The organism is Microbacterium sp. (assembly GCF_035687345.1).
GTDB lineage: Bacteria > Actinomycetota > Actinomycetes > Actinomycetales > Microbacteriaceae > Microbacterium.
Genome location: NZ_DASRXZ010000103.1, coordinates 1 through 17,455 on the forward strand (window position 1 = coordinate 1; position 17,455 = coordinate 17,455).

18 protein-coding genes are annotated in these 17,455 nt (G+C 70.9%); 8 read left to right on the forward strand and 10 right to left on the reverse strand.

Annotated features, from left to right (window positions below; translation table 11 throughout):
- Window positions 1-239: 239 nt before the first annotated feature.
- From VFF97_RS11730 to VFF97_RS11775, 10 genes are all read right to left on the reverse strand, one after another.
- Complete coding sequence (locus tag VFF97_RS11730; protein WP_325033684.1) at window positions 240-401, reverse strand: hypothetical protein; 162 nt, start codon at window positions 399-401, stop codon at window positions 240-242.
- 25 nt (window positions 402-426) lie between these two features.
- Complete coding sequence (locus VFF97_RS11735) at window positions 427-648, reverse strand: hypothetical protein (protein WP_325033685.1); 222 nt, start codon at window positions 646-648, stop codon at window positions 427-429.
- A gap of 254 nt (window positions 649-902) precedes the next feature.
- Window positions 903-1,790 (reverse strand): ParA family protein, encoded by an 888-nt coding sequence (locus VFF97_RS11740; protein ID WP_325033686.1) that lies wholly within the window; start codon window positions 1,788-1,790, stop codon window positions 903-905.
- Window positions 1,791-1,947: 157 nt separating this feature from the next.
- The gene (locus VFF97_RS11745; RefSeq protein WP_325033687.1) at window positions 1,948-3,561 is read right to left on the reverse strand and encodes a MarR family transcriptional regulator; all 1,614 of its coding nucleotides are present in this window, start codon (window positions 3,559-3,561) and stop codon (window positions 1,948-1,950) included.
- Window positions 3,562-3,947: 386 nt separating this feature from the next.
- Entirely contained in the window at window positions 3,948-4,238 is a 291-nt protein-coding gene (locus VFF97_RS11750) for a hypothetical protein (RefSeq protein ID WP_143314469.1), read from the reverse strand.
- Between the two features lie 58 nt (window positions 4,239-4,296).
- Window positions 4,297-4,587, reverse strand: coding sequence for an ArsR/SmtB family transcription factor (locus VFF97_RS11755; protein ID WP_024841874.1), 291 nt, complete (start codon window positions 4,585-4,587; stop codon window positions 4,297-4,299).
- A 204-nt stretch (window positions 4,588-4,791) separates the two neighbouring features.
- On the reverse strand, window positions 4,792-6,201 hold the full coding sequence (locus VFF97_RS11760; protein ID WP_325033688.1) for an ATPase: 1,410 nt from the start codon (window positions 6,199-6,201) through the stop codon (window positions 4,792-4,794).
- 18 nt (window positions 6,202-6,219) lie between these two features.
- Complete coding sequence (locus tag VFF97_RS11765) at window positions 6,220-7,281, reverse strand: M23 family metallopeptidase (RefSeq protein ID WP_024841872.1); 1,062 nt, start codon at window positions 7,279-7,281, stop codon at window positions 6,220-6,222.
- Window positions 7,282-7,283: 2 nt separating this feature from the next.
- On the reverse strand, window positions 7,284-7,850 hold the full coding sequence (locus tag VFF97_RS11770; protein ID WP_051471889.1) for a hypothetical protein: 567 nt from the start codon (window positions 7,848-7,850) through the stop codon (window positions 7,284-7,286).
- Window position 7,851: 1 nt separating this feature from the next.
- Entirely contained in the window at window positions 7,852-8,091 is a 240-nt protein-coding gene (locus VFF97_RS11775; protein ID WP_051471901.1) for a helix-turn-helix domain-containing protein, read from the reverse strand.
- A 167-nt stretch (window positions 8,092-8,258) separates the two neighbouring features.
- On the opposite strand from VFF97_RS11775, the gene VFF97_RS11780 reads away from it, so the two are divergent.
- The 8 genes from VFF97_RS11780 to VFF97_RS11815 all read left to right on the forward strand — a co-directional run bounded on the left by VFF97_RS11780 (window position 8,259) and on the right by VFF97_RS11815 (window position 17,291).
- A complete protein-coding gene (locus VFF97_RS11780) occupies window positions 8,259-8,894 on the forward strand; it encodes a DUF6668 family protein (protein ID WP_024841869.1) in 636 nt (211 codons plus the stop codon).
- Complete coding sequence (locus tag VFF97_RS11785; RefSeq protein ID WP_325033689.1) at window positions 8,891-9,193, forward strand: hypothetical protein; 303 nt, start codon at window positions 8,891-8,893, stop codon at window positions 9,191-9,193. Before VFF97_RS11780 ends, VFF97_RS11785 begins: the two co-directional genes overlap by 4 nt.
- A gap of 12 nt (window positions 9,194-9,205) precedes the next feature.
- The gene (locus VFF97_RS11790; RefSeq protein ID WP_024841867.1) at window positions 9,206-9,946 is read left to right on the forward strand and encodes a hypothetical protein; all 741 of its coding nucleotides are present in this window, start codon (window positions 9,206-9,208) and stop codon (window positions 9,944-9,946) included.
- 87 nt (window positions 9,947-10,033) lie between these two features.
- Window positions 10,034-11,581: a hypothetical protein gene (locus VFF97_RS11795; RefSeq protein ID WP_325033690.1), complete on the forward strand. Its 1,548-nt coding sequence runs from the start codon at window positions 10,034-10,036 to the stop codon at window positions 11,579-11,581.
- The gene (locus tag VFF97_RS11800; RefSeq protein ID WP_325033691.1) at window positions 11,568-13,076 is read left to right on the forward strand and encodes an SCO6880 family protein; all 1,509 of its coding nucleotides are present in this window, start codon (window positions 11,568-11,570) and stop codon (window positions 13,074-13,076) included. Before VFF97_RS11795 ends, VFF97_RS11800 begins: the two co-directional genes overlap by 14 nt.
- The gene (locus tag VFF97_RS11805; protein ID WP_024841864.1) at window positions 13,073-14,599 is read left to right on the forward strand and encodes an ATP/GTP-binding protein; all 1,527 of its coding nucleotides are present in this window, start codon (window positions 13,073-13,075) and stop codon (window positions 14,597-14,599) included. Before VFF97_RS11800 ends, VFF97_RS11805 begins: the two co-directional genes overlap by 4 nt.
- Window positions 14,599-16,431, forward strand: a complete 1,833-nt coding sequence (locus VFF97_RS11810) for a TraM recognition domain-containing protein (protein WP_325033692.1) — start codon at window positions 14,599-14,601, stop codon at window positions 16,429-16,431. Before VFF97_RS11805 ends, VFF97_RS11810 begins: the two co-directional genes overlap by 1 nt.
- Window positions 16,428-17,291 carry a DUF4913 domain-containing protein gene (locus tag VFF97_RS11815; RefSeq protein WP_325033693.1) on the forward strand — a complete coding sequence of 288 codons (864 nt, stop codon included), beginning with the start codon at window positions 16,428-16,430 and terminating at the stop codon, window positions 17,289-17,291. Before VFF97_RS11810 ends, VFF97_RS11815 begins: the two co-directional genes overlap by 4 nt.
- The last annotated feature ends 164 nt before the right edge of the window (window positions 17,292-17,455 follow it).

Sequence of the window (17,455 nt, forward strand, 5' to 3'; positions counted from 1 at the left end):
GTGCGCGGGTGATGATGGAGAGCCAGGAGGGGAAGACAACCGCGCGCAGCGCGGCAACCGCGGCCGCGCAGCGGCCACGACTCGGGTCCCGGCCACCGGCCGGGAGCACCACCCACCCCGGCGAGCTCGACCACAGCAGCCGGCCCCACCACTCCCCCACCGGCCACAGGCCGGGTCTGGGAACGACACCGCCCCGGTGTCCCTCATCCGAGGGGTCACCGGGGCGGTGGACAGAGTTGCTAGAGCTGGTCTGGGGCCGGGACGTTCGGCCAGATCAGGTCTCCCACGACGGGCCCGCTCGGACCATCTGCCAGCAGCCTGAGCAGGCTCCCTTCGACGTCCGCACGTGCCGGAGGCATCGTCACCGTGACCGTGTGGGGGTGTGAGAGGTCGATCGTCATGCACTGCTCCTTCAGTCGGTAGCGATCAGGTCCCGATGGGCCGGCCCCTGCGGAACTCTCCGCGGTTCGCGGGGAACGGTTCGCCGGCGTTGAGCTCGGCCTCGAGGCGGGCCAGTTCGCGCTCGAGCGCGGTGTTGAGCAGGGCGGTCATGGAGACGTGGCCGCCGTCGAGGCCGGCGGTGCGCAGGACGGCTGTCTCGGCGCGGCGGATCAGGGTCTCTTGGAATCGGAAGGTCCGGGAGATCATGGCTGTGCTCACGGCGGCCTGCGCCAGAGGTTCGGGCTCGGTCGCGCGCGGGCGCTGCGCCGGGGCACGTCGTCGTGTCGTGGCCGGGGGCGGAGCCTCGGTCCGGATAGTCGGCTGCTCTGACGGCGCCGCCGGAGCTGCGGGTTCGGCTGGCGGCTGGACTACTGGCGCGGGCACCGCAGGTGTCGCGATCGGCTCGACGCGGGGCGTCAGGGAAATTGGGCTGGTTCCGCTGGGTCGCTTGCGCTCGACCATCAGGCGATCCTCTCTGCGTACGCGGGCAGAATCCGGTCGATGATGCGCTGGGCGACCTCGTCGAAGATGCGGACCGTGGTGCGCCCACGCTCGTCGTTCCAGGCGGTCAGGGAGACCCCGGCGGCGTCGGCCTCGGCGAATCTCGTCCATTCCGGGACGTAGGGCGGTGTGAGCTCGACTTCGACGTCGCCGGGAATGATCTTGATGGTGCGCAGGTCCCAGACGAGGTCCCCGAAGCGTTCCCGCAAGCCTTCGATCTGGAAGTCGCCCTCGGCTGTCTGGCGGCGTCGCGTGACGAGGACGCCCCCGACTCGCAGCTCGGGGTTCGCGAGGTCGACCGCGTGCTGGGTCACGAAGTCGCTGACGCGGATCGCGGCCTCGACGGAGTCGTAGCCGGTGTCCGAGGGGATGATGACGACGTCGGCTGCGCTCATCGACATCTGAACCAGGTGGCCCAGGTCGGGCCGAGAATCGATCAGGACGACGTCGTAGTCGTCGGTCCAGCCCGTCAGCGCCTTGCGGAGTCGGCGGAACGCTCCAACCGTGCCTGCTTCGGCCTCTCGGTTGATGAGGTCGAACCGGGCGGGGATGACGTCTATGTGCTTCGCCTCGGCCGTAGGCTCCCCTGCTGCGTTCTTCCACCCGCACTCGACGACGGCGCCTTCCCCCGCGCCCTCGGTGTTCGCGGCGATGGCCTCCGAGACGCTGGGGATCGGGTTCGCGGGGTCCCACTCGATCCCAAGGCGTCGGGTCGCGTTCGCCTGCGGGTCCATGTCGACGACTAGGACGTTGAGCCCCTGACGTGCGAGACCGGCTGCGGTCTGGACCGTGCATCCGGTCTTCTGGACTCCGCCCTTGTTGTTGGCGAAGAGGATCGTGACGGGCATCGTTGGCACCTCCTGGTGCAATGCAAGCATTGCAATGCTTGCTTTCGTTGCTGGACGCGCCGTGGCGCACGAGCAAGCATAGCAACTAATGGAATGCTTTCAATACTTGCAAGCCTTACGTTGCTTGCAATGCTTACACGCATTGCAAGCACCGCGCCTACGACGCGAGACCGTCGACCAACGTCCACTCGCTCGCCTGCGCGTCGTCCGGGGGCCACCACCAGGACTCGGCCGGGTCTGCGGGTTCGGCGGCTTCGTGTCGCGTGAGGTAGGCGCGCCATGCGCGGCGCTGTGCGGCGTAGAGGCGCAGCTGGTCTGCGACGCCCTCGAGGACCCCGAGGTGCTCGGCGACGCGGAGCAGGGCGTCGGAGCGGGGGAGGAGAGTGCCCGCGGTCCGGTCGAGGAGTCCCCACGAGCTCAGCAGATCGACGGCCTCGTGGACCGCCCGGCGGGAGATCCCGGTCGCGTCCACCAGCTGGGTGATGGTCTCTGCCCGGCCGTTCTCGACGGCCTCGAAGACGAGCGCGGCCACGTGGCCGAGTTCACGGAAGACCGGGCGCAGCGCGTGCACCTGCCCGCGGTCCCATCGCAGGTCCTGGGCGCGGTCTATCAGGTCCGACGGGAGTGTGAGTGCGTAGAGGTCGGCGCGCTCGCCACGACCCTGCTCGAGTCGGTCGATCCAACCGGCCTTCCCCAGCTCGTGCAGCAGGACGGAAACGGTTGAGTGGTCCATCCCTGTCGCGACGGCCAGGGAACGGGTGCCGAACGAGACGTACCGGCTCCCGGTCTTGTGGGCTGCTTCTCCAAGAGCTCGTAGGAGGAACCGGGCGCCGTACCACTTACGTCCTGGGAACCGGTGTTGCTCTGTGATGCGGAGGCAGGCGCGCCAGGTGCGGATGAACGCGTGCTCGTCACCGAGGTCTGAGGTGCCCCCCTGTGACTCTTGGGCGCTTGTGTTGGATCTATGCACAGTGTGATTCCCGGCCGTTGCGGGCGGGTCGGTGTGCTGGGTGACGTGGCGTTGGGCGTTGTGCCAGTCGCGTGCGAGGGCGCCGTGGCGCTGGGTGGGGGAGTAGCGGGCGTAGAGCGCTGCCAGGCCGGGCCAGCGTCCGTCGGTGAGGCGGGCGGCGACGTCGGTGAGGCGCCAGCCTGCGGCGGCCGCGCCGGCGATGACGGCTTGCCGTGCCTCGGACGGCGAGGGGTAGCGGCCGGTGTCGTACACGCCGTCGCGGGCGATGCGCGTCAGACGGGCCGAGAGGGCCCGGCCGCGGGCGGCCGAGCTGTGGCGGTCCGTAGCGGGCTCAGAGGCCTTGAGAGGGGCCTGTGCGGCCCGCAGGGCGTCGATCTGGGCCCGGTAGGCGTCCTGAAGCGCGGCGACCGCTGCGGCCGGGCTGGGCCGATGCAGGACGTCGACGGCGATGTTGAGGCTCATCGTGAGCGCCTGGTGGCCGCCCGTCGCGTGGGCGGCGCCGGGGACGCGGATGCAGCCGGTGCGCAGCGACTGGTGCGGGCCGGGGTCCATCGTGGGGTAGGCGGTGGCGATCGCCTCGACGAGCTCGCGGGCGCTGGTGTAGTCCAGGCGCTCGGCGAGCGGGACGTAGACGTGGCGGCCGCCGTTGGGGGACACGTCGGTGATTACCCGAGCGCCGGCCGACTCGAGTTCACGCACGAGCCGTGTCGCGTCGGCGAGGACGCGCGCTGCGCCACCCCGTGAGGAGTCGAGGTCGAAGCACAGGGCGCGGCAGGTGCCGTCGTCGCCGTACACGCGCACGGCCGCCGGCGCCGAGGGCAGCGCAGCGGTCAGGGGGCGCTCGTCGCGGTCGCGGTACTGGACTCCGCCGGCGCGTCGTGATCCGAGCCGGACCCGCGGAGCGCCCGCGAGCAGGGGAGCGCAGGCGGCCCACTCTGCCGTCGCGACGTCGGGGGACGCACTGGACGTTCGTTCAGAATCGGGCGCGTGCAGCTCGACGCCGCTCGGTGTGTCGCCCTCGAATTCGTGTGCGAGGGCCTGATGGGTGCTTATGATGGTCTCCAGACAGCGACGCACCTGAGGGTGCGTCAATCGGGGCCCATCACCTCCGCGCCGCCAAGCTTGAGGGTGATGAGCTTCTGATCGTGGCCCGCCCCTTCGGGGGCGGGCCGCTCTGCGTTATGGGGTTATGCGCTCTTGCGAGGAGCGGCCTCCCGTCGGTTGGCGATCACCAGTTCGAATCCGTCCTGCTGCGTGGCCGACGACGGCCACCACTCGGGAACTCCGTTGTCGTCGAGCTCGCTGCGCGCGTGCTTCGCCAGCTCCTCGAGCACGAGGGCGAGCGAGACGCCGGTGGCGTCCGCGATCTCATCGAAGGTGGCCTTGGCGTCCTTGTCGATCTCAGCGAACAGGGACCGGCGCGTGTGAGCGTCGAGGGACCCGCGGGCCCGTCGTGTCCTCGCTGCCTTCGTAGCCATGCCCTGAAACTTAGCCATAGGCATATGGCGACTGCGGGAGGACACGCCGCGCGTGTCGTCAGCGGCCGGCGATGTAGTCGCCGAAGGCGGCGCCCACCCGCTCGACCGCCTGGCGATCCGCGCGCCACTGCACACGACGCCCCTGGCGCCGCTCGGGAGGTACGTCGGCCGCCACCAGGCCCTCGCCTTCCAGGGCTCTGAGGTGACCCTGGACTGCTGGCCGCGTGGCTCCGAGCAGGTCCGAGAGTTCCGCGATCGTGAGCGTGCCGTGGAGTGCGAGGGCGCGCAGCACCTCGGCGCGCGCTCTGTTGCCGATGAGCTCAATGGCGACCTCGACCTCCCTAGGCATCCCGGGGGGCTTTGTGAGTCGCGGCATGGGCTTCATCCTGCCGGATGAGCACCCGACGCCCCGTCCCCCCGCTACTCATAATCTATCGTTATAAGTTGACCAGTGGTGCTTGATACGTGAACACGGTTTGTTGTGGTGACCTACATGCCGGAGCGGACCCTGTTGTGCGGGTCCGCTCCGGCGAGGCGTTTCGGTCGCGCCGGGTCACAGTCCGCGCGCGACGGCGGCCGCGGCGGCGAGCCATGCGCGCTGGGTCTCGGTCCGCAGCGACCCGTAGCGGAGCGTGCCCTCGACCATCGCCGGGTCGTAGGGGATCGCGACCGCCTCGCGGGCGAGCGGGCGGAACGCGGCGGCGACCTGCTCGGCTTCGGCCATGCTGCCGTCCTTCTTGGCCTGGTTGACCACGACGACGGCGTTTCGCGCGAGCGCGGCGCTTCGCTCGTCCCGGTCGGCCAGGGCCTCGAGGAGCAGGGCGCCGGCCTCGGCGATGTCGCCGCGGGTCGTCGTCGCGACGACGAGCTGGTCGGCGTTCTCCACCATGCGCAGCCAGAGCGAGTCGGACTCGTCGTTGCCGGAGTCCATGAAGATGAGCCGGTAGTACTTGCGCAGGACGGCGTGGATCGCGTCGAACTGGGCGACGCCCAGGCGCTGCTCGTCCGCCAAGATCATCGGCTGGGAGCGCAGCACGTCGTACTTGTCCTGCGTCTGGTGGTGCACGAAATGGGCGAGGTCCGCGGACTGGGCCGCGGTGCCGAGCAGCCGGTCGACTTCGGGCAAGAGCTCGAGGAAGGTCGCGTCGTGCGGACCCTGCTCGGTGCGCCACCCGAGGGTGCCGCGGGTCTGGTTGTTGTCGTGCGTCACGACGCCGGCGCCGCCGTAGCGGGCGAACACGGCGGCCAGGAACGCGGTGGTCGGCGTCTTGGAGGCGCCGCCCTTGCCGTTGACGATGGCGGTCGTGCGAGGCCCGGGCCAGTGCTGGGAGACGAGGCGGACGGACTCGCGCATCGCCCGCTCTGCCTCGCTGGGAGCCATGCGGAAGCCGACGCGGGACAAGACGCCGCGCAGGCCTTCGGTCGCGGGCTCCTCCGTCTGCTCGACCGTCAGGAACGACTCCCGACGCTCTCGGCGAGTCTGCGGTGCGGCGGCCGCCGCGGCAGCCTGGTCCTCGGCCGAGCGGACCCAGCCGCGCGGCGCCGGGGCGGGGGTAGGCGTGTCGTCGGGCGCCGCGGTTGCCTGGACGACAGGCTCGGCGTCGGCGACCTCCGCCGCGGCGGGGGGAGCGGGCGTCGGTGTCGGCGCCGGAGCGGCCTCCGCGACCGGCTCGGCCGAGCGGGAGCGCGGGCGGGCCTCGGCGGCGGAGTCTGCCGTCACGGTGCCGTCACCGTGGATGAACAGGGGCCACTCGCCGTCGGGGCCGCGCGTGATTGCGCGCAGGGGACGGCCGAGTTGGGTGGCCTTGCTCGCGACCAGCGAGACGACCTGTACCCGTGCCTCGTCGACGCTCGAGGCGGCGATGGGGTGCAGGGTGCCGCCGATGGAGACCTCTGCGGTGCCGTCGTGGTTCAGCGTGGCCTCGACGCGGGGCCAGGTCGCTGCTTCCGTGGTGGTGCTCATGGTGTGTTCCTCCTTGCGCTAGCCGAGCTGGATGCCCATGTCGTTCATGAACGGCACCGGGTCGGTTGGGGAGCCGTCGACGATGACTGAGAAATGCAGGTGGCAGCCGGTGGACTGCCCGGAGGATCCGACGCGGCCGATCTGGTCGCCGGCCTTCACCTGGTCGCCTTCGCGCACGAGGATCCCGGAGGCGTACTCGTGCAGGTAGGAGGTCTGGACTCCGCCGCCGTGGTCGACGGTGATGGTGCCGTTGCCGTTGCGGTCGAACCCGGTGAACGTCACGACGCCGTCCTGCGCGGCCCAGATAGGTCCGTCGCACCCGCCGCCGTTGAGGTCGACCCCGCTGTGCAGGCGCCAGACCTTGTCGATGGGGTGCAGGCGCATCCCGTAGACGCTGACGATCGGGCCAGCCGCGGGCACGGCCCACCCGGTCGCGCTGACCTCGCCCGGGACGGTGGTGCCGCCGGAGCAGACCTGTCCGCCGGTGCCGGCGTTGAGGCCGGTGTCGACGCCGGAGAGCCCTTCGACGACGGCGACAGCACCGTCCCAGTACTTCGTGTAGTGGAAGGGGTCCGCGTTGCGCTGGGTGCGGTGCGCGACGATCGTCGGCTCCAGCGACTCACGGTCGGGGACGTTCCCGATCATCGCCTTGAAGAAGTTCGTGGCGCTGATGTACGGGTCCATGCGGTCCTCGTACGAACCCCAGGCTCCGTTCGCGCGCTGCTGGAACAGCCCGCGGCTGTCGGGCCCCGCGGCGTCGCCGTAGTCGATCACGCGCAGGCTGGACTCGCCCATCGCGGTCATGACGCCGATGGTCTGGTCTCGAACCCCGAGGTCGAGGGCCTTGCCGGCGGCGATGATGTGCGCGGCGTTGACGAGCTGCTCGTGGTCGTAACCGGCGATCTCCGTGTCGGGGACGCTCTCGGGGTCGAGCGTGATGCTCGTCCCCGAACCTGTCGCGGGGTTGCACGCGGCGGAGGCATCCGCCCCGCCCACGAGCAGGATGCTGAACACGGTGCTCAGCGCGAGCACGGGCACCGCCCCCGCCGCGACGATGGCACCCGACTTCCCCCCTGCCACGATCAGCTCGCCTCCTCGGGCGGGGTGAACCGGCTCGCGAGCCACGGTGACGCGCTGTCCGCGCGCGTGAGGACGACCTGGTAGGTGCCGGCGTCGGTGGCTACGTCGACGACGGCGACGAAGCCGCTCGACTCCTCGACGACTTGAGGCGCGGGGTCCGGCAGGACCTTCGTGGCGGGCACGTTGGCGGGGTCGACGTGCGCGTAGTCGGACCGGGCCTGCTGGGTGAGCAGTGGCTCGAGCTGAGCCCACCAGGTGTCGTAGTTGCGGCCGCCCGTGCCGGCGAAGGCGGTCATAGCCTCCGCGGCACGAGCGGCGGCGTCCGCGCGCTGGTCGTCGTCCCACGTGGGGGAGGGCTGCGGATCGATCGTCTCACCGGAGTCCTCGTCGAGCGCGCCCTCGGGCGCAGGCGGGTACTTGTCGAGGTCGATCGGTGGCGGCTTCGTCGGTGACGTCGAGACCGTGGGTGTGGGTGTGGAAGCGGGAGTGTTCTCACCCTCCGAGCTGCAGCCCGTGAGGGCGAGAACGCTCGCTGCGGCGATGCCTGCCCCTATCGCCAGTCGCTTCATCTCACTCGTCCCCCTTGCTTGGGCCGGACCGTGCGGGCCCGGCGTTCGCTCCCTTGCGCAGCGTCTCCTTGAGCTCATCGCGAAGGATGAACCAGGTCGTGCCCACCTTGTAGCCGGGGAGGACCCCGTCTCTGAGCCAGTGGTAGACACCCTGCTTGGTCATCCCAAGGAGTTCTGCGACCTCACCTGCGGAGAGGGTCGGACCACGCCCCTCGAAGAGCGCGTCGAGCCCGTCGGTCATCGAGACCACCCCGCTTCACATTGGACCAATGTACACGTTGTATAACTCTGTCGCTCTGTGGATAACGTTGTCACTCTCCATCACCCTCTGTTGCTGATTTCACTCTATCCGACTACACTTGCCGTAGAGAACACTACGCACACCGTTGACGATGTGAGGGGGCCGTCGTGACTGATGGCAGCAGCAATCCGTGGCTCACGCGGCCCGCGGAGCCGCAGCCGGTCGCGCCACGTTCGGAGGCGACCGAACCGGCGGCGCCGGCGACGACCGGCCCCACCGCGCCGCAGCGCGGCGTCCCGGCACCCGGCGCCTCAGACCAGCTCCCGATCCAGCCCCAGCCGCGAGACGCAGATCTGTGGTGGCTCGGGGTGCACGGCGGAGCGGGGGAGACGTCGCTTGCCGCGCTGGTTCCCGACTGGCTCGCGGCGGAGCACACCTGGCCGCAGACGCTTGGTGGTGCGCGGGTCGTCCTGACCGCCCGGTCGAACATGCGCGGGCTGCGCGCGGCACAGGCCGCGGCCACGCAGTGGGCAGCCGGGCTGGTCCCGCACGTCGAGGTCGTGGGCCTGGTGATCGTCGCTGACGCACCGGGTCGGCTTCCGCGTCCGCTGCGTGAGTTCTCACAGATCGTCGGCGGCGGGGTCCCGCGCACGTGGACCCTGCCGTGGATCGAGGCATGGCGCTTGGGGGAGCCGCCGGCACTCTCAGACGCCCCGCGGGAGGTTCGTCGACTCGTCGATGACCTCCGCGCTGTCGTCCGACCTGGTGCCGCCGGCACCGTCAACCGAAAGGAAACCCGATGAGCACCCTGCACAGCGTCCTCACGGCGAGCGACCTCGCCGCCGTGATCCCGGCGCAGCTTCCCGACCCTGCACCCACGCAGCCTCCGGGCACCGAGGCGGTCACCACCATCCTCGGTTGGGCCAAGTGGGTCGGCCTCGTAGTGTGCATCCTCGGCATCATCGCAGCGGGCACGCTCATGGCGGTCCAGTCGCGTCGTGGCGAGGGCGGGGAGCACGTCGGCAAGATCGGCATGGCCCTCGGTGGCGTCATCGTCATCTCCGCCGCCGTCGCGCTCGTCGGTTTCATCTCCGGGGCCTGAGCGGAGTCCGGCATGGCTACCGACGACAACGAGCAGAACCCGTTCACCCGGCCTGGCTTCATCGCGGCCGCGGTGGTCGTCGTCCTCGTCGTGGTACTCGGCCTCGTCATCGCGATCGTGAACGCCACGCGCTCGGACGATCCCGAACCCACCCCAGAACCGTCGCCCACGACGAGCACCGCCCCGACATCCGACCCTTCGGACGTCGCGGGCGGTGCCAGCGTGTGCGGCCTGGAGGGGGAGGAGCTGGCTGGCACATTGTCGACCGCCCCTGCCGCGGACTGGGCGTACCAGGGAACCACCGCGTACCCGACGTCGCCCGAGTTTGGGCCGGGGGACACCTCGGCGGACGGGGTGCGGTTCTGCTTCCAGCACTCGCCCACCGGGGCGCTGTTCATGGCCGCGAACGCACTGGTGCAGGGCTCCGACCCCGCCGCGAGCCAGGCGTGGATCGAGTACGCCCTGGCTGACGGCCCGTACCGCGAGGAACTCATCGGCCAGGTGGGTGACGCCTCGGGTTCTGAGAGCACCCGCATGAGCCTGGCCGGCTTCCGAATGCTCGCCTACGACGGAGACACCGCCCGCGTCGACCTCGCCGTCCGGGCGTCGTCCGAAGGGCAGAACCTGACCCTCTCGGGGGTCTACGAGCTGGTCTGGCAGGACGGTGACTGGAAGATCAGCGCCGACGTCGCCCAGCCGCTCAACACCGCGACGGTTCCGGACCTCGCGGGCTACATCACCTGGGGGGAGTGACAGACGGTGGCGGTGTGCGGACCTCTTGACTTTGGATGCAAGGCGGGAGAGCTGGCGAAAAACGCGATTACTGACGCGATCGACAACATGGCCAACGCGGTCCTCGAGGCGTTCGGCAAGGCAGTTGCCTCGCTCGGCACCATCTGGGTTCACATCGGCACTCCGAACCTCACCGGATCGGGCGGCCAGTCTGCGATCAGTGCCGGAAGCTCGGCACCGGGCGCGGGGAACATCACGACCGTCTTGGGCTACGTGACGTGGATCAGCCTCGTCGTCGCGATCCTCTCGCTCGTGATCCTCGGCGCGCTCATCGCGACACGCATGCGCGCTGGCGAGGGGATCGCCGCCGTCGGAAAGGTCGGCCTGGTCCTGGGCGCTGTGGTGCTCATCTCCGGCGCGAGCGCGCTCGTCACCGGACTGCTGCCCGCGGGGCCAAGCAACGCCGGCGGGGCGGTGCTCTTCCTGCAGTCGAGCCTGTGGTGGTACATGGGTGCCGCGGCGATCGTCTCGGTGATCATCGGCGGCGCGCGCATGGCGTGGGAGCAGCGTGCCGAGCCCGGAAAGGAGACGGTCAAGAGCCTGCTGACGCTCGTCGTGGTCGCCGGTGCCGGAGTCACGATCGTGGGACTTCTTGTGGCGGCCGCCGACTCGTTCTCGGTCTGGGTCTTGAACGGCTCGCTCCAGTGCGACGTGACGGCCGCCGGGTCGGCGTGCTTCGGAGAGAGCATGCTCACCTTGCTCGCTCTGACGACGAATCCCGCGGCAGGGGGCCTTGGGTCCCTACTCATCATCATTCTCGGGATCATCGCAATCCTCGCGGCGGCGTTCCAGATCGTTCTCATGGTCGCCCGTGGCGGGATGCTCGTGGTCCTGACCGGGATCCTGCCTCTGTCGGCGTCGTTCACGAGTACGGAGATGGGTAAGACCTGGTTCCGCAAGTGCATCGCGTGGCTGGTGGCGTTCATCCTCTACAAGCCTGCCGCGGCGATCATCTACGCGGCCGCGTTCCAGCTCGTCGGCACGGACGTCTTCTCTGACGACGGCTCGGGGCTCCTGGCTGTCCTGACGGGTCTGATGTTGATGGTGATCGCGCTGTTCGCGATGCCGGCGCTGATGCGGTTCGTGACCCCGATGGTGGGTGCAATGGCGAGCGGCGCCGGTGGCGCCGCGCTGGCGGCGGGCGCCCTCGCGGCGCTGCCGAGCGGCGCGGCCGCGATCGGGCGTCTCGCCTCCGGCGGGTCCAACTCGTCGACGACGAGCAACGCGCATCCGGGCAGCAACGGCCAGAGCGCGAGCCAGGGCCCGTCGGGTGGCGGTGGGGGAGGCAACACCGCGCCGACCCCCAGCGCGCCGCCGAACCCGCAACAGAGCGGCGCAAGCGCAGGAAGCGGCGCCGGAGCGGGTGCCGCTGGAGCTCGCGCCGGTGCCGGAGCGGGCGCGGGTGCGGGTGCGGGTACGGGTGCCGCAGCAGGTGGTGGGGCAGCCGCGGCCGGTGCCGCGGGCGGCCCGGTAGGCATGGCGGCCGGCGCGGCTCTGGATGCCGCGTCAAAGGCGGGCCAGGTCGCAGCAGGTGCAGCGAAGAGTCTTGGTGAGCAGTCGACTGGTGAAGGGGGCGGTCCTGATGGCAGCCGTTGAGGTGAACAGGGGTCCTCGGACCTACGGGAACTGGCGACGTCCGACGTCGCCCGGAATCCTCGGACTCGGGTCCGTGGGCACGGGGATGCTCCTGGCGGGGCTCATCGCGGTGGTCATCACCGTGATGGTCGCCGGGCTGCTCGAGGCCGTGATCCTCGCCGGTGTGCTCGGGGCCGTGATGCTCGCCGTACTGACGAAGGACGCCCACGGCAAGAACGTCATCAGTCGGGGCGGTGCTCGCGCAGCGTGGTGGTCGGCGCGCTCGCGCGGCACGCACCTGTACCGCTCAGGGCCCCTGGGCCGCGCGCTGTGGGGCACGTACCAGCTCCCGGGCCTGGCCGCCCCCACCCGACTGAGCGAGCACACCGACTCCTACGGTCGCCCGTTCGCGCTGCTCTACACGCCGGCGACGGGGTCCTACTCCGTGGTCATCGGCACCGAGCCCGACGGCGCCGCGCTCGTCGACCAGGACCAGATCGACGTCTGGGTGGCCGACTGGGGCCACTGGCTGGCGAACCTCGGGGACGAGCCGGGCGTGGAGGCCGCCTCGGTCACGATCGAGACTGCCCCCGACTCCGGGGCGCGCCTTCGTCGTGAGGTCGAGACGAACCTGGACGACGGCGCACCCGAGTTCGCACGAGCGATGCTCCTGGAGGTCGTGGACCGCTACCCGGCCGGGTCCTCGACGGTGAAGGCGTACGTCGCGATCACGTTCACCGCGGCGAACCGGGTGGGTGGCAAGAAGCGCAAGCCTGAGGAGATGGGCCGCGAGCTCGCCGCGCGCCTGCCCAGCCTCACCGCCAGCCTTCAGGCGACCGGTGCGGGTGCGGCGCACCCGCTGTCTGCGCAGGACTTGTGCGAGGCGATCCGCATTGCCTACGACCCCGCGGCCGCGGCGCTCATCGACGAGGCGCACGCGGGGGGCGATCCCGTCGAGCTGTCCTGGCCCGACGTCGGCCCGTCTGCTGCCGAAGCGCCCTGGGGCGGCTACCGCCACGACTCGGCGTACTCGTGCACGTGGGCGATGACGTCGGCCCCGCGCGGCAACGTCCAGTCGGGCGTCCTGGCCCGGCTGCTGGCCCCACACCGCGAGATCGCGCGTAAGCGGGTGACGCTGTTGTACCGGCCGATCGACGCGGCGCGCGCGGCGGCGATCGTCGAGTCCGACCTGCGGGCCGCAGAGTTCCGGGTCACCTCCACCAGCAAGCCCGCTGCCCGCGAGACCCTCGCGATGCGGGCGGCGGCCGCGACGGCGCAGGAAGAGGCCAGCGGTGCCGGCCTGGTGCAGTTCGGCATGCTCGTCACCGCTACGGTGACCGACACCAGCCGCGAGGCCGACGCGAGAGCCGCGATCGACAACCTCGCCGCGACGGCGCGCCTGCGGCTGCGGCCCGTGTACGGGTCGCAGGACTCCGCATTCGCCGCAGCCCTTCCGCTGGGCCTGGTGCTCCCGAAGCACATCAAGGTCCCGGCCGAGCTGAGGGAGAAGCTGTGAGCACCCGAGCACGCGCGAAGAAGGCACCCAAGCAGCGCGAGCTGCGTCCCCAGCGCCCGCCGATGCGCGGTTGGCTGGGCCGCGGCCGCGGCCAGTCCAACTACGTCCAGCAGGCCGACGAGTGGCGCGGCACCACCGTGCAGGTGTGCGGCATGTGGCCGTTCGCGATCGGCGCCGGCACCCCCATGGTGGGGGTGCCGTTCGGCCGACACATCCTCACCGGCGCCACGCTGTGCTGCGACCCCATCAGCTGGTACCAGCGCGCCAACCTCATCGGCAACCCCTCGGTGTTCTTCCTCGGCCGGCCCGGGCTCGGCAAGACGTCCGCGGTCATGCGCATGGCCGTCGGCCTGTCCGGGCAGGGCGTCATCCCGCTTGTGCTGGGGGACACCCGCCCGGACTACGTCCGCATGGTCGAGAAGCTGGGCGGCCAGGTGATCCCGCTCGGGCGCAACCGCGGGTCGCTGAACGTCCTGGACCCGGGCGAGGCTCCCGACGCCGCGCGCCGGCTGCGCGCCGCCGGGTACCGCCAGGCCGCTGAGGAGGTCCTGGCCGATGCCCAGGGTCTGCGGCTGAACATGCTGGTCGCGCTCATCACGGTGCTGCGCAAGAGCGCCCCGACCTCGCGCGAGGAGACGATCCTCGCGCGCGGTATCGCCTGGCTCGACGAGCACCACGACGGAGTCCCGCTGATCCCGGACCTGCTGCGCGTGATCCGCTCGGCGCCGCCCGAGCTGCGTGAGGCGGCGCTGGATCGCGGCACCGACCAGCGCTACCAGGAGGTCACCGAGGAGCTGGAAGCCTCGCTCGTGGCGCTGAGCCCGGGCGGGAAGTTCGGTGACGTCTTCGCCAAGCCGACCACGCACCCCATGCGCCGCGATCGCGCCGTGGTCTACGACGTCTCCGCGATCCCTCAGTCCGACGGCGACCTGCGCGCGGTCGCGCTGCTCGCCTCCTGGTCCGCTGGCTTCGCCGTGGTCAACATCGCCCAGACCCTGGCCGACGTCGGCCTGGAGAACCGGCGGCACTACTTCGTGATCCTGGACGAGCTCCACCAGGCCCTCAAGGCCGGGCCGGGGCTCGTCGACCGCGTCGACTACCTCACCCGCCTCAACCGCACCGTCGGGGTGGGGCTGGCGATGATCACGCACACGCTCAAGGACCTGCGTTCCCTTCCGCTCGAGGAGGACCGGCAGAAGGCTATGGGCTTCATCGAGCGGTCCGGCCTGGTCGTGTGTGGCGGTCTGCCGCTGAGCGAGATGCCGCTGCTGACATCCGTCGTCGCGCTCTCGCGCGGGGAGCAGGAACTGCTCGCCGGCTGGCAGGACCCGCCCGCATGGGACCCGAAGGAAGGGCGTGAGACGCCGCCGCCTGGGCGCGGCAAGTTTCTCGTCAAGGTCGGTGGCCGCCCGGGCATCCCGATCGACCTGGTGCTCACCGAGTCCGAGAAGTCGCTGCACATGAGCGCGGTGCGCTGGGCCGACCGGTCGCGCACGGGTCTGCTGGACGAGGGGGCGGCGTGATGAGCGTGCCGAACAACCGACGTCGCGACCCGGGCGGCCTCTCCGGAGAGGTCGTGCTGCTGTGGGTCGGGATCGTCGTCGTCGTGCTCGGCGTCGGATCGATCTACGCCGCGATGCACCTGGGCCACAAGATTGCCGGCACCGGCGTCGTGGTGCCGACCGACCCGTTCGCCGTGACGTTCGGGCTGTTCGGTGGCGACCTCGCCTGGCCGGGTGCACCCGGTTGGTGGGTGCTGGCCGGCCTGGCCCTGATCGTCCTCGCTCTGGGCACGCTGGTGGGCGTCGCGCTCGCGCGCCGGAGCGCCCGTCGTACCCGCGTGGACCGTGCGGCCGCGTACATGGGTCGCGGCCGCGACGTCGAAGGGCTCTCGCGCAAGCACGTGAGCCGCACCGCGCAGCGCCTCGGTGTGCAGGCCGCGCCCGGTCTGCCGATCGGGGTCACGGTGTCCACGGGACAGCGACTGCTCAGCTCGTGGGAGGACATGCGCATGACGATCGCCGGTCCGCGCACCGGCAAGACGACGTCGATGGTCGTCCCGGAGATCCTGGACGCACCCGGCTCGGTCCTGTCGACGTCGAACAAGCGCGACGTCGTCGACCAGACCCGCGGGCCGCGCGCGGCCGTCGGGCCGGTGTGGGTGTTCGACCCGCAGGGCATCGCCGGCGAGGAGCCCACCTGGTGGTGGAACCCGCTGAGCTACGTCACCGACGAGGTGCGAGCGGCCAAGCTGGCCGAGCACTTCGCGTCCGGCTCGCGCGACCCCGGCGCGCGCACGGACGCCTACTTCGACCCGGCCGGCCAGGACCTCCTGGCCGGCCTGCTGCTCGCCGCGGCGCTCGACGCCCGGCCGATCACCGACGTCTACACCTGGCTCACGCGACCCACGAACCAGGCGCCCGTCACGATCCTCACCGAGCACGGCTACACGCTGACCGCCGACCAGGTCGCCGGCGTCATCGCCGCACCCGAGAAGCAGCGCGGCGGCGTCTACGGCACGGCGCAGCAGATGGCGTCCTGCCTCACCAACCGGCAGGTCGCGGCCTGGATCACCCCGCAGGGCCCCGCCGACACCCGGCCCCAGTTCAGCCCGGAGGAGTTCGTGCGCGCCGGACTGCCGTCCGCGGCGGGGGAGTCGGCGCCGACGAAGCCCGGCACCCTGTACTCGCTGTCCAAGGAAGGGCGTGGCACAGCCGGGCCGCTCGTCACCGCGCTCACCGTCGCCGTCGTGGAAGCGGCCGAGGAGCTGGCCGCACAGTCCGCGGGCGGGCGCCTGGCGACCCCGCTCGTCGGCGTGCTCGACGAGGCCGCGAACGTGTGCCGCTGGCGCGAGCTGCCGAACCTCTACTCGCACTACGGCTCGCGCGGGATCGTCCTGGACACCGTGCTGCAGAGCTGGTCCCAGGGCGTGGAGGTCTGGGGCGAGTCCGGCATGAAGAAGCTGTGGAGCGCGTCCAACGTCAAGGTCTACGGCGGGGGAGTGAGCGAAGCGAACTTCCTCGAGGACCTCTCGCGCATGATCGGGGACTACGACCGGCTCTCGTCGTCGACGTCGACGGGGCGCGGGCAGCGCACGGTCTCCCAGCAGCTGCACCGCGAACGCATCATGGACGTGGCGGACCTCGCGGCGCTGCCCAAGGGCCGCGCCGTCGTGTTGGCCTCCGGGGCCCGACCGACGCTCATCCGGACGGTCCCGTGGATGGCCGGCCCGCACCGTGAGGCCGTGGAGGCGTCGATCGCGGCGAACGACCCGCAGGCCAAGCGCACCCTGCGCGAGGCCCACGACGAGATGGCGACCGTCGCGGCCGCTACTCCGCTCGAGGAGGCTCCGTGAGCGACTGGGGCGAGGACGACTACGAGCCGATGATCGAGGCCCAGCCCGTCGACGTCGACAACGCGCAGACCTTCGGTGGCCGGACGACCGTCGAGCCGCCCGAGGTCGTCGAGGCGCGGGCCGCGCTCGATCGCGCGCTGACGGCGCACGCTCGCGCGACGACCCAGCTCGACGACGCGCGCGACGCCCTCGCGGACGCCGAGGGCGCCTTGCGCGTCGCCGAGGCAAAGGTCACCGACTACGAGGACGACGAGACGAAGGCGACGTGGCAACGTGTCGCGGCGGCCGAGGACGTCGAGAAAGCACGCCGGGTCCTCGCCCGGCGTACCGCCGCGGTCAGCATCCGGGAGCGCGAGCTCGAGGACGCTGTCGCCGTGGTCCACCACGCCGACCAGGACCTCGCCGTCGCTATCGACCAGGCGCGGCCCGCCGTCGAGCACGCTGGCGACGAGGACGGCGCGCCGGCGCTCCACTACGGGTCGGTCGACGAGTTCGTGCGGGAGTACCTGCGCAACGTCTACCGCCGCCACATCGCCGGCCGCGGAGAGCACCGGGTCTGGGCCGCCGAGTGGTGGAAGTACGACGAAGCCGTGATCCGCCTCGAAGCACTCTGGCGCGCCTGGGAACACCTACGCCAAGACCCCGCCACCGGCATGAGCGTGTGGTGGCGCGACCACGCCGACCACCACATGGCCGTCCTATTCGATCCTCAGAACGGCCCGTTCGGTTCCATAGACGGTGAGCAAGATCGCAATCAGCCGGGAGCACCGTTGCCCTATGCGGCGCCCCCCGAAGGGATGTTCCCCAGCGCACTCGACGAAACCGCGCGCTCAACCGAACCCATGAGGCACGAGCCCTAAACCGGCCACGATCGCTCTCCGGTCTGAGAGGTGTTCTCACCAGCATGATCGTCGGGTTCCTCGTTGGAGGTGGAGCAGGACGAGGGCTGCTGCGGTGATCTCGGTGAGACGGTGCGGGTCGAGGGTGATCATCTGCAGGGCGGGCCAGGTCTTCTTGAGCAGGG